This window comes from Thalassospira lucentensis, from assembly GCF_001613805.1.
GTDB lineage: Bacteria > Pseudomonadota > Alphaproteobacteria > Rhodospirillales > Thalassospiraceae > Thalassospira > Thalassospira lucentensis_A.
The window spans coordinates 323,907-336,449 of the sequence record NZ_LPVY01000003.1; the positions used below are offsets into that span (position 1 = coordinate 323,907).

The 12,543-nt window shown below is 53.0% G+C and carries 12 protein-coding genes; 10 read left to right on the plus strand and 2 right to left on the minus strand.

Features of this window, described 5'->3' with window-relative positions:
• Positions 1-66: 66 nt before the first annotated feature.
• The 4 genes from AUP42_RS03845 (at position 67) to AUP42_RS03860 (ending at position 4,143) form a co-directional block, all read left to right on the plus strand.
• Positions 67-1,263, plus strand: coding sequence for an amino acid ABC transporter permease (locus AUP42_RS03845; RefSeq protein WP_062949050.1), 1,197 nt, complete (start codon positions 67-69; stop codon positions 1,261-1,263).
• A gap of 1 nt (position 1,264) precedes the next feature.
• Complete coding sequence (locus AUP42_RS03850; protein ID WP_062949052.1) at positions 1,265-2,368, plus strand: amino acid ABC transporter permease; 1,104 nt, start codon at positions 1,265-1,267, stop codon at positions 2,366-2,368.
• Between the two features lie 17 nt (positions 2,369-2,385).
• On the plus strand, positions 2,386-3,174 hold the full coding sequence (locus tag AUP42_RS03855; RefSeq protein WP_062949054.1) for an amino acid ABC transporter ATP-binding protein: 789 nt from the start codon (positions 2,386-2,388) through the stop codon (positions 3,172-3,174).
• Positions 3,175-3,318: 144 nt separating this feature from the next.
• Positions 3,319-4,143, plus strand: coding sequence for an ABC transporter ATP-binding protein (locus AUP42_RS03860; RefSeq protein ID WP_062949056.1), 825 nt, complete (start codon positions 3,319-3,321; stop codon positions 4,141-4,143).
• Positions 4,144-4,160: 17 nt separating this feature from the next.
• On the opposite strand, the gene AUP42_RS03865 is transcribed toward AUP42_RS03860, so the two are convergent.
• Both AUP42_RS03865 and AUP42_RS03870 read right to left on the minus strand, forming a co-directional pair.
• On the minus strand, positions 4,161-4,925 hold the full coding sequence (locus tag AUP42_RS03865; RefSeq protein ID WP_062949058.1) for a DeoR/GlpR family DNA-binding transcription regulator: 765 nt from the start codon (positions 4,923-4,925) through the stop codon (positions 4,161-4,163).
• A 131-nt stretch (positions 4,926-5,056) separates the two neighbouring features.
• On the minus strand, positions 5,057-5,971 hold the full coding sequence (locus AUP42_RS03870; protein WP_062949060.1) for a LysR family transcriptional regulator: 915 nt from the start codon (positions 5,969-5,971) through the stop codon (positions 5,057-5,059).
• Between the two features lie 300 nt (positions 5,972-6,271).
• On the opposite strand from AUP42_RS03870, the gene AUP42_RS03875 reads away from it, so the two are divergent.
• The 6 genes from AUP42_RS03875 to AUP42_RS03900 are packed head-to-tail and all read left to right on the plus strand — an operon-like array spanning position 6,272 to position 12,482.
• Positions 6,272-7,480, plus strand: coding sequence for an ABC transporter substrate-binding protein (locus AUP42_RS03875; RefSeq protein WP_062949062.1), 1,209 nt, complete (start codon positions 6,272-6,274; stop codon positions 7,478-7,480).
• 4 nt (positions 7,481-7,484) lie between these two features.
• Positions 7,485-8,288, plus strand: a complete 804-nt coding sequence (locus tag AUP42_RS03880; RefSeq protein WP_062949064.1) for an ABC transporter ATP-binding protein — start codon at positions 7,485-7,487, stop codon at positions 8,286-8,288.
• A complete protein-coding gene (locus AUP42_RS03885; protein WP_062949066.1) occupies positions 8,281-8,991 on the plus strand; it encodes an ABC transporter ATP-binding protein in 711 nt (236 codons plus the stop codon). Before AUP42_RS03880 ends, AUP42_RS03885 begins: the two co-directional genes overlap by 8 nt.
• Before the next feature lie 10 nt (positions 8,992-9,001).
• Entirely contained in the window at positions 9,002-9,883 is an 882-nt protein-coding gene (locus tag AUP42_RS03890) for a branched-chain amino acid ABC transporter permease (protein WP_197467395.1), read from the plus strand.
• Position 9,884: 1 nt separating this feature from the next.
• On the plus strand, positions 9,885-10,868 hold the full coding sequence (locus AUP42_RS03895; protein ID WP_062949068.1) for a branched-chain amino acid ABC transporter permease: 984 nt from the start codon (positions 9,885-9,887) through the stop codon (positions 10,866-10,868).
• Between the two features lie 9 nt (positions 10,869-10,877).
• Positions 10,878-12,482 carry a GMC family oxidoreductase gene (locus AUP42_RS03900; RefSeq protein ID WP_062949070.1) on the plus strand — a complete coding sequence of 535 codons (1,605 nt, stop codon included), beginning with the start codon at positions 10,878-10,880 and terminating at the stop codon, positions 12,480-12,482.
• Positions 12,483-12,543: the final 61 nt, after the last annotated feature.

Below are 12,543 nucleotides of genomic sequence, written 5' to 3' on the forward strand. Positions count from 1 at the left end.
AACGCATGGGCGGAGCTTTTCGTTAAGGCACATATATATTGGATACAATCTACACCTGAGGGTCAGATGAGTAAGACTCAAAATGCCCCGGGGGGTGTTCGTTCCAAGACCGTCGTCGATTACCTGAATGACGAGAACGTTCGCGCAATACTATACCAAATCATTGCGATCGGACTTGTCTGTTTGGCGGGCTGGTATCTGGTTTCCAATACGCTGGTAAACCTGGAACGACAAAACATCTCAACCGGTTATGGCTTCCTTGATCTCGAAGCTTCGTTCGAAATCAGTGAAAGCATGGTCCAGTACAGTGCACAAAGCAGTTATGCAACGGCACTGTTGGTTGGCCTCCTGAACACCGTAAAGGTGTCTTTGCTCGGAATTATTCTGTGTACCATTATCGGTACAATTTTCGGGATCGCACGCCTGTCGTCGAACTGGATCGTTCGAAAACTGGCAACTGTTTACGTGGAAACTTTCCGTAACATCCCGGTCCTGTTGCAGCTTTTCTTCTGGTATGCAGTTATTCCGAACGCGTTCCCGCATCCGCGCGACGCCTTCGAACCACTGCCCGGTGTCCTTTTGACATCGCGCGGCATGTATATGCCGGTTCCAGTTGCCGACAACGCCTATACACTGATGGGGATTGCTGCGATCATCGCTGTCGTTGCGATCTTCTTCATCAAGAAATGGGCAAAAAAGCGCCAGGATGAAACTGGCCAACCATTCCCGATATTCCTTGTTGGAACGGGTATTTTTGTCGGCCTGGTCTTTATCGCCTATCTGATCGGTGGTGCACCGACGGATATGGATATGCCTGAACTCAAAGGCTTCAACATTCGTGGCGGTTATAATATCTCGCCGGAATTCCTTGCGGTTCTGATTGGCCTCACGGTTTACACATCAACCTATGTTGCCGAAGTCGTACGTTCCGGTATTCAGGCCGTCCCGCATGGCCAGTGGGAAGCAGCCGACAGCCTTGGCATTAAACGTTCGGTTGCCCTTCGCAAGGTGATCCTGCCGCAATCCATGCGCGTCGCCATTCCGCCACTGACCAACCAGTATCTGAACCTGACCAAAAACAGCTCGCTTGCCGTCGCTGTCGGTTATCCGGATCTGGTGTCGGTATCAAACACGACCATGAACCAGACCGGTCAGGCGATCGAAGCAATTTCGATCTTTATGTCGATCTATCTTGGTCTGTCCTTGTTGACCTCGCTCTTTATGAACTGGTTCAACAAGAAAATGGCACTGGTGGAGAGGTAAGATGGCAGATAACGCAAAATTACCTCCGCTTCCCACAGGTACTTTTTCTGCCCGTGCCGTTGCATGGTCAAAAAAGAACCTGTTTGACGGCTGGTTCAACACCCTCCTGACACTGGGCTCGATTGCCTTTCTGGTTTGGCTTATTCCGCCACTCGTGAACTGGGCAATCGTCAATGCCACGCTCGAACCGACGATTGAAGGCTGTGCCGAAGTCACCGGTGCGTGTTGGGGCTTCGTTAACGCCAACTTGCGCCTCATTCTGTTCGGAACCTACCCGTACGATGAACAATGGCGCCCCCTTCTTGCGATGATCGTCCTGATGGGCATCATCTGCTTTAGCCTTGGCGGGGTTAAATATCCGTCCCTCCGCAAGGCGATCATCCCGATGTGGGTGATCGGGGTTCCGATCATTGCCATCCTGATGTGGGGTGGCGTGCTTGGTCTGACCTATGTCCAGAACAGCTATTGGGGTGGTCTTCCGCTGACCCTGATACTGTCGGCGATCGGCATCATTTTTGCCTTCCCTCTGGGTTTGCTTCTGGCGTTGGGCCGTCAGTCAACAATGCCGGCGATCAAGACGATCTCGGTTGTCTATATCGAGGTGATCCGTGGCGTACCGCTGATTACGGTTCTGTTCATGGCATCAGTGATGTTTCCCCTGTTCCTTCCGGACGGTGTGACCATCGACAAGCTGTTGCGTGCGCAGATCGGTATCATCCTGTTCACTGCGGCCTATCTTGCCGAAGTGTTCCGTGGCGGTCTGCAGGCTGTTCCGCGTGGCCAGTTTGAAGCCGGCGACAGCCTTGGCCTGTCCTATTGGCAGTCCATGCGTCTGATCATCCTGCCGCAGGCTTTGCGTCTGGTGATCCCGCCAACCGTCAACAGCTTCATTTCGATGCTTAAGGATACAACGCTGGTGGTCATCATCGGTCTGTTCGACTTCCTTGGCACCGTCAAGCTGGCACTGCGCAGCGACCCGGCATGGACGAAATACTACGTCGAGGGTTATGCCTTCGCCTCGGCAATTTTCTTCCTGATCTGTTTCTCTATGGCCAAATATTCGGCCTATCTTGAAAAAGAGCTCCGCAAGGGCGAGCAGCGGTAAGGAGAGAGGAAAAAACAATGACAGCTACAGAAGCACAAACCACCAATGGCGTTGTCCCTCCTCCGTCGAACGAGGAAGTGATTACCGTCAGCAAAGCCAACAAATGGTATGGCAACTTCCATGTTCTCAAGGATATCGATCTGCATGTCCGCAAGGGCGAGCGTATCGTTATCTGCGGTCCGTCCGGCTCAGGCAAATCGACCCTGATCCGTACGCTCAACCGTCTTGAGACCTATCAGAGCGGTGAAATCACCGTCGATGGCATTCTGCTTGGCGACGATGTTAAAAACATTGAAGCCGTTCGCCGCGAAGTCTGCATGGTGTTCCAGCACTTTAACCTTTTCCCGCACATGACCGTGCTGGAAAACCTGACGCTGGCACCAATCTGGGTTCGCAAGATGCCCAAGAAAGAAGCCATCGATCTGGCGATGCATTATCTGCAGCGCGTTCGGATCGCCGAACAGGCCCACAAATTCCCGGGCCAGCTTTCCGGTGGTCAGCAACAACGTGTGGCAATTGCCCGCTCGCTCTGCATGCAACCGAAAATCATGCTGTTCGATGAACCGACCTCGGCGCTCGACCCGGAAATGGTCAAGGAAGTGCTAGACGTTATGGTCGAACTCGCCAAGGAAGGTATGACCATGCTTTGCGTCACCCACGAAATGGGCTTCGCCAAAGAGGTCGCCGACCGCGTCGTGTTCATGGATGCTGGTGAAATCGTTGAAATGGCAGGTCCGCAGGAATTCTTTGCGAACCCCAAAAGCGAACGGACCAAGCTGTTCCTCAGCCAGATCCTGTCGCATTAATCAAAACGCATTGCGGATTTCCGCTTATGACGTACCGGAAACGGCCCCAAACGGGGCCGTTTTCTTTTTTGTAAATTTCGGACTTGCCCCCTGCCCGTCAAATGCCGAAGATCGGCGGGCAAACAGCAATGGATAAACATCTTCATGACCACGCCTTCCGCACCTGCATCCACTGACACGACATTGGACTTCATCACTGTCCAGTCCCTGACCAAAAAGTTCGGCCCCAGCACCGCACTTGATGATGTCAGCCTGTCGCTTGGCAAGGGGGAAACCATGGCGGTCATCGGACCGTCGGCTGCGGGCAAAAGCGTGTTGATGAAATGCATCGTCGGCCTTCACGGCGCGGATGGCGGCAAAATCATGCTGGGTGGCGATGATGTCAGCCAGACCAGCTCCCCGGCCCGCAAACAATGGGCAGAACAGATCGGTATGCTGTTTCAGCAGAACGCCCTGTTTGACAGCATGAAGGTTTGGGAAAATATCTGTTTCCGTCAGATCGAGCGCCGGACACTGACACGCAAGGCCGCGAAAGACCATGCCATCGAATTGCTTGGCCATGTCGGCCTGTCCGAAGACAGTGCCTTTCTATCTCCTGGTGATTTGTCTGGCGGCATGCAGAAACGTGTTGGCATTGCACGCGCCATTTCAACCGATCCAGAAATCCTGCTGCTTGATAATCCGACGGCGGGTCTTGATCCGGTTCTGTCGAACCATATCGAACTTATGATCAGCAAGATCGCAACCCAGCGTGGCACCACCGTTATCACCATCACCAATGACATGCATATCGCACGCACGCGATACGCAAATCTGGTGATGATGCATGCGGGCAAAGTTTATTGGTCGGGTCCGACGAACGATATAGATGACGCCCATAATGAACATCTGACCCAGATGCTCAATGGCTCGTCACAAGGCCCGATCACCATGCGCATGGGCAAGCGCGGCGACCATATGGTCGCCTGATCACCCATTCTTGCCAATCAGTTGGCGGTATAAACCGACACATCTGCTTCACGGATGACATCTGCCCAAACCGGACCGGGATGACGGTCGGTAAACAGAGCATCAATTTCCGACAGATGCCCCAGCCGAACCATCGCACGCCGCCCGAATTTCGATGCATCGGTACACAGGAATGTCTGGCGCGCATTGGAAATAATCGCACGCGCCACCCGGACTTCACGATAATCGAAATCCATCAGGCTGCCGTCTTCGTCAACGCCCGAAATCCCGACAATCGCGTAATCCACTTTGAACTGGTTGATAAAGTCGATGGTCGCCTCACCGATCACGCCAAAATCGCGCTGGCGAACAACACCACCTGCGATGATCACCTCAAACCCCGGATTGGCGGCACAAATCTGCGCGACATGCAGGTTGTTGGTAATGATTTTCAGGCTCTTGTGGGACGATAATGCACGCGCGACTTCTTCATTCGTCGTCCCGATATTGATGAAGATCGACGCCCCTTCGGGAATATGCTGTGCCACCAGCTTGGCGATTTCGCGCTTGCTGCCAAGGTTAAGAACCTGACGGTCTGTATAGGCTGTGTTTTCTGTGGTCGAAAGGCTGGCCGCCCCGCCATGATAACGCGCAACAAGGCCTTCTTCGGCCATTTCATTGATATCGCGTCGAATGGTCTGAGGGGTAACGGCAAAATGATCGGCCAATGTATCAATCGTCATGAAACTGTTGGCCGCGACCAGTTCCAGTATTTCACGACGCCGCCGATCAAGCTTGCCCATATTGCTTCCTTCCGCCCTGAATTTTCGTCTTTGATTGTTAATTTTCGTTATCGATCAAAATGACGCTAATGACAACAAGATGCAAGCCTTGTCATACAACATCACCAATTGCATTTCCTGTCATTCAATGCTCAGACAAATTGCTTGGGAAATCCGTTAAACCATTCGCGCGCCGTATTAGTTTCCCGACGAATGAATTCGATCAACGGTCGGATACGTGCTGCATCTATCATGTCATTATGACAAACAAGCCAGTAATCGCGATGAATTGGAATAATCCGGGGCATCACGGCAACCAAATCGTCAAACATTGCCCCCATATAATACGGCAACACACACAGCCCATAACCCGCACGGCAGGCTTTAAGCTGCGCAAAAACACTGGATGTCTGATAAGACGGTCTCAACCCCGGAATAATTTCACCCAGATAGTTGAGTTCCGGGGTAAAAATCATGTCCTCGATATAACCGATGAACGGGTGCCCCGCGAGGTCCTCGCGCTGTTTGATAGCCCGGTTGCGGGCAAGATAATCTCGCGATGCATAGACATAAAGAATGTAACTGGAAATTTTCTCGAAGTGATAGGAACCGGCCTTTGGCGTACTGAGCGAAACCGAGACATCCGCCTCGCGCCGCGATAACGAAACGATCTGCTGGATATTGACCATCTCGATGGTCAGGTTCGGATATTGACTGGCAAAATGAGGCAGCTTTTCTGCGATGAAAAAATTGCCATAACCTTCAGGAACACTTAGCCGGATCACCCCGGTTAACGGTAATGCACCATCCCCGACCACACTAAGCATTTTGTCCGCTTCAAGCGCCATTGCCTGAGCTGGCTCCATCAGCCTTTGCCCCATCGGCGTCAATGTATAACCTGTCGGACTGCGCTGAAACAATTTTGCCCCGATCCCCTGTTCAAGCCTCTCAATCCGTCGTGCAACCGTCACATGGCTGGTTCTCAATCGCCGTGCCGCAGAGGAAAGCTTGCCTTCCTGAGCGACGGCAAGGAAATACTGTAAATCATCCCAAGGGAACTGGCGCATCCACATTCCTGTTCATTTTTGTACATGCATTGTCCAAAATTATATATTTGACCGGGTTTTGGTCAATGTTAGCGTAAGTCATGGTCCTGAACACAAGAATAGAATCAGAAATGAATCGTTCTTTTTCAGATACTTAATCGGATAAATCACAAGGCCGATTAAAATAACAAAATTGTGCAATCAAGGCACATCCCAATCATCCGGTCTGTAACAATGGTTGAACATCATTCGGCCCGGAAGAGTCGTCTGGTTTGCCAACAGGCATACTGGAAAACATAGTTCCATCAGGGAGGAACCTAGATGAAGAAGATTGCAATTGCATCTGTTGCGATAATGGCTGCCGCTGTAGCATTGCCCGCACATGCCGAAATCTCCGATGATGTTGTCAAAATTGGTATCCTGAACGATCAATCCGGTGTCTATGCCGATTTTGGCGGCACCTGGTCCTTTGAAGCCGCAAAAATGGCTGTTGAGGATTTTGGCGGCACCGTTCTTGACAAGAAGATCGAAGTCATTACCGCCGACCATCAGAACAAACCCGATGTTGCCGCCAACATTGCGCGTCAGTGGTATGATCAGGATCAGGTCGATACGATCATGGAACTGACAACCTCATCGGTCGCTCTGGCCGTACAGGGCATTTCCAAGGAAAAGAAAAAGATCGATATCGTAACCGGTGCGGCCACCACGGCCCTGACCGGTGAACAATGTTCGCCCTATGGCTTCCACTGGGCGTATGATACCCATGCACTGGCAGTCGGCACCGGCGGTGCATTGGTGAATAACGGCGGTGATAGCTGGTTTTTCCTGACGGCTGACTATGCTTTCGGTTATTCGCTGGAAGAGCAAACCGGCAACTTCGTCAAGGAAAACGGTGGCTCGGTAGTCGGTGCGGTTCGACATCCTTTGGCAACAACTGACTATTCCTCGTTCCTGTTGCAGGCGCAGGCATCCGGCGCAAAAGTCATTGGCCTTGCCAACGCCGGTCTCGATACCGCCAATGCCATCAAACAGGCTTCGGAATTCGGCATCGTTCAGAGTGGCCAGCGTCTTGCAGCACTGCTCTTTACCCTTGCTGAAGTCCATGGTTTGGGCGCAGAAGCCGCACAAGGGCTGTCACTGACCGAAGGGTTCTATTGGGATCGCAACGATGAAACCCGCGAATTCGGCAAACGTTTCTTTGATCGCACCGGGCGTATGCCCAACATGATCCAGGCTGGCACCTATTCTGCCGTCCTGCAGTACCTCAAAGCGGTAAAGGAAACCGGGACGGATGAAACCGAAGCCGTCGCGAAAGCTCTGCATGAAATGCCGGTTAATGACGTTTTTGCCAAAAACGGCAAAGTCGGTGCAAATGGCCGCATGATCTATGACATGTACCTGATGGAAGTCAAAGCTCCTGACCAGATGACCGGTGACTGGGATTACTACAACGTTCTTGATACCGTCCCCGGCGACAAAGCTTTCATCGATCCGGCGAAAAGCGGCTGCTCATTGGCATCGAACTAAGAACATGACAGCGACCGGAACTCACACGAATCCGGGTAACCATCAAAACGAGACAAAGGCACGGGTGGTCCTTACCGCCCGTGACCTTCGTCGCGATTTTGGCGGGTTCACCGCGGTCAATAACGTCAATCTTGACGTTCATCACGCCAAAGTGCATGCGCTGATCGGCCCGAATGGCGCAGGCAAAACCACCGTTTTCAATCTTCTGACCAAATTCCTGCAACCGACCAGCGGGAAGATCACCCTGCTGGATCATGATATTACCAAAACAGCACCTGCCCGCGTGGCACGTATGGGCCTGGTACGATCATTCCAGATTTCCGCAATTTTTCCGCACCTGACGGTTATGGAAAATATTCGCGTCGCGTTGCAACGTCCGGGCAATCTGGCGATCCAGTTCTGGCAGCCGCTTGGTAAACTTGACGTTCTGAATGATCGCGCAATGGAACTTCTGGAATCTGTCGGTCTTCAGAATGAATATGACAGTCAGGCTGCTGATCTTTCCTACGGCCGCAAACGTGTGCTGGAAATCGCGACGACACTGGCACTCGACCCCAAAGTTCTGTTGCTGGACGAACCGATGGCGGGCATGGGGGGCGAAGATGTCGGTATGGTTGCTGAACTGATTCGCGAAGTTGCCAAAACCCGCGCGGTCCTGATGGTTGAACATAACCTCAATGTTGTCGCCGATCTGTGCGATCACATCACCGTTCTGCAACGCGGCGAAATTCTGGCGGAGGGCGATTACGCCACCGTCAGCAACGATGAACGCGTCAAGGTCGCCTATATGGGAACGGATCATGACTGACAGAAAACCACTTCTTTCAGTACAGGGCCTGAATGCCTGGTACGATGAAAGCCATATCCTGCATGGTGTGAACCTTGAGGTTTGCGAAGGTGAAACGGTTACCATCCTTGGCCGTAACGGCATGGGTAAGACCACGACTTTGCGCTCAATCATGGGCATTTTGCGCAAACGCACCGGCACAATCGAATTTGACGGCAAGGACCTTATGAACCGGCCGCTGCATCACACAGCACGTGCCGGCATCGGGTTTGTTCCCGAAGAACGCGGGATTTTCGCAACCCTCAGCGTCGAGGAAAACCTCACGCTACCGCCTGTCGTCTCGCCGAACGGCATGTCCATCGATGAAATTTATGATCTGTTTCCCAACCTTTTGGAACGACGCAACAGTCAGGGAACCAAATTGTCCGGAGGCGAGCAGCAGATGCTTGCCATGGCTCGCATGCTGCGTACCGGGGTCAAGATGTTATTGCTAGACGAACCGACCGAAGGCCTTGCTCCGGTCATCGTCCAGCGTATCGGCGAGGTTCTGCAGACCCTGAAACAGCGAGGCATGACCATTCTTCTTGTTGAACAGAATTTCCGGTTTGCCAGCAAAATTGCCGACAGGTTCTACATCATGGATCACGGCGTGGTGACAGAAGGTTTCGACGTGGCGGAACTGCCCGCCAGAATGGACACCTTGCACGAAGTTCTGGGGGTATAGCGCCGTGACTATGATATTTGGAATTCCGATCCAGGCGTTTCTCGGCCAACTTCTGATCGGTCTGATCAACGGATCCTTCTACGCAATGCTTAGCCTGGGTCTGGCGATCATTTTCGGCCTTCTTCGCGTGATCAACTTCGCACATGGCGCCCAATACATGATGGGAGCCTTTGTCGGTTTCCTGCTGCTGTCATGGATCGGGGTAAATTACTGGCTGGCATTGCTGGTAGCACCGGTCATTGTCGGCATTACCGGCATTGTAATCGAACGCTTTGCCTTGCGTCGCCTTTATAATTTGGACCATCTGTACGGGCTTCTGTTCACCTTTGGCCTTGCTCTGGTGATCGAAGGTGGATTCCGGTATTTTTACGGTACTTCCGGTCAACCCTATGCCACCCCCGCCCTGCTTTCCGGCGGGGTTAATCTTGGCTTTATGTATTTGCCGATTTATCGCGGCTGGGTAGTCGTTGCATCGCTGATTGTCTGTATCGGCACGTGGCTTTTGATCGAAAAGACCAAACTTGGCGCCTATCTTCGTGCCGCAACCGAAAATCCGACACTGGTCCAGTCATTTGGCATCAATGTACCGTTCCTCCTGACGCTGACATATGGGCTTGGTGCCGGTCTGGCTGCACTGGCCGGGATCATGGCCGCACCGATTTATCAGGTCAGCCCGCTGATGGGATCGAACCTGATCATTGTGGTGTTCGCCATCGTGGTTGTCGGCGGGATGGGATCGATTATGGGGGCGATTGTCACAGGCTATATGCTTGGCATCCTCGAAGGGTTGACCAAGGTCTTTTATCCCGAAGCGTCAAATATCGTGATTTTCGTAATCATGGCTATCGTTCTTTTGGTCCGGCCTGCGGGTCTGTTTGGTCGGGATGCGTGATATGACAGAAATAACAATGACATCGGAACCCCGCCAATCGGCATACCGGATACAGCTTGCCTTGCTCGCTGTATTGATCATCGGCCTTGTGATTGCGCCCTTCGTCCTTTATCCGGTTTTCCTGATGAAGGTCCTGTGTTTTGCCCTGTTCGCCAGTGCCTTCAATCTGCTTTTGGGATTCACGGGCTTGCTGTCGTTCGGCCACGCAGCCTTTTTCGGCGGGGCGGCCTATTTCACTGCTCATGCAGTTAAAGAATGGGGCTTCGCTCCCGAAGCCGGTATCCTTTTTGGCGTTGTGGGTGCCGCCTTCATGGGGCTGATCATCGGATTTTTCGCCATCCGGCGCCAGGGCATCTATTTTGCGATGATTACACTCGCCCTGTCACAGATGTTCTTTTTCTTCTGCCTGCAATCGGAATTCACCAAAGGTGAAGATGGCTTGCAAGGTGTACCGCGCGGGCATCTGCTTGGCCTTATCGATCTGAACCAGCCATTAAATATGTATTTCTTTGTTCTGGCAGTCTTCGTGATTGGGGTGTTCATGGTCTGGAGGATTGTGCACTCTCCGTTTGGCATGATCCTGCGATCCATTCGGGAAAATGAAAACCGGGCAATTTCACTGGGCTACTCGGTCAATCTGTACAAGCTTGCCGCCTTTGTCATGTCGGCGGCTTTGGCCGGTCTCGCCGGCGGTCTCAAGGCACTGGTGTTCCAGTTTGCCACCCTTACCGATGTGGCATGGCAAATGTCAGGCGAAGTCATCCTGATGACCCTGCTTGGCGGGATCGGAACGATCTTCGGCCCGATCTTCGGTGCGGCTTTTGTCGTGACCGTGCAGAACTATCTGTCAACCACCGGCTTCCCGGTAACGGTGCTGACCGGCCTTATCTTCATTGTCTGTGTGCTGGTGTTCCGCCGTGGCATTGTCGGCGAGTTCAACGCGTCACGCCTCGCTGACAAGCTGGGCCTTCGGTCCAGAAACTAGGGAAGCAGCATGACCACGCAACAATTCGACTATATCATCGTCGGCGCAGGATCGGCTGGCTGTACTCTTGCAAACCGGCTGTCCGAAATCGAAAATGCCACCGTCCTTCTGCTGGAGGCCGGTGGCAAAGATACCAATCCATGGATCCATATTCCGGTCGGCTATCTTTATTGCATCGGCAATCCAAATGTCGATTGGTGCTTTAAAACCGAGGCCGAAGAAGGCCTGAACGGCCGATCATTGGGATATCCGCGCGGCAGGGTTCTGGGCGGATGTTCGTCGATCAACGGCATGATTTATATGCGAGGTCAGGCCGCTGATTATGACCAATGGCGTCAATCGGGATGTGACGGTTGGGGCTGGGACGACGTGCTGCCGCATTTCAAAAAATCCGAAGATTACTATCTTGGCTCCGATGACATGCACGGATCAGGCGGCGAATGGCGAGTTGAACAGGCGCGCGTGCGCTGGGAAATCCTTGATGCGTTTCAGGACGCCGCCGAACAGGCCGGCATCCCGAAGGTCCCGGACTTCAACCGCGGCAATAACGAGGGTTCAGGCTATTTCGCGGTCAACCAGAAACGCGGCATTCGCTGGAACACTTCAAAGGCATTTCTGAAGCCTGCCCTGTCGCGAAAAAACCTGGAACTGCGAACACATGCGCAGGTTCGGCGTCTAATCATTGAAAACGGTCGCGTCACCGGTGTTGAATATGACCGCAATGGCGTGATTGAAACCGTCTCGGCACGTCGTGAAATCATTCTGTCGGCCGGTGCCATCGGCTCGCCCCATATTCTGGAACTATCCGGCATCGGTCGGGGCGATGTCCTGCAAAAACATGGCATCCAGACTATCCATGAAAGCACGCAGGTCGGTGAAAACCTGCAAGATCACCTTCAATTGCGCTGCGCATTCAAGGTCAGAGGCATCCGCACCCTGAACGAACAGGCCAGCAGCCTTGTCGGCAAGGCCGGGATCGCGCTGGAATACCTGTTCAATCAATCAGGACCGATGTCGATGGCCCCAAGCCAACTTGGCATCTTCACCAAATCGGATGCATCATTCGAAACACCAAACCTGCAATATCACGTGCAGCCGCTATCGCTTGAAAAGTTCGGCGATCCCGTCCATCCTTTCCCAGCCTTTACGGCAAGTGTCTGTAACCTGCGTCCGCAAAGTCGCGGCAGCATACATTTGAAATCACCCGATTTCCGCAATCAACCGGCCATCGCCCCCAATTATCTGAGTGCGGATGCCGACAAAAAGGTTGCTGCGGACTCAATCCGGCTGACCCGCAAAATCGCCAATCAGCCCGCCCTTGCCGCCTACAGGCCCGAAGAATTCAAACCCGGCCCGTCATACGAGACAGAGGATGATCTGATCAAAGCCGCAGGCAATATCGGCACGACAATTTTCCACCCCGTCGGTACATGCCGCATGGGCGCGGACCCGGCATCGGTGGTTGATCCACAATTACGGCTGCGTGGGCTTGACGGGCTTCGGATTGCTGATGCCTCGATCATGCCCACCATCACATCGGGCAATACCAATTCACCAACCATCATGATCGCGGAGAAAGCCGCGGCCATGATTATGGCAAGCGTACGCAACTAGCCACAAAAACCAGACAAAAAGGCCGGGCAGTCACCCTACCCGGCCTTTTGCATTCTCAGTT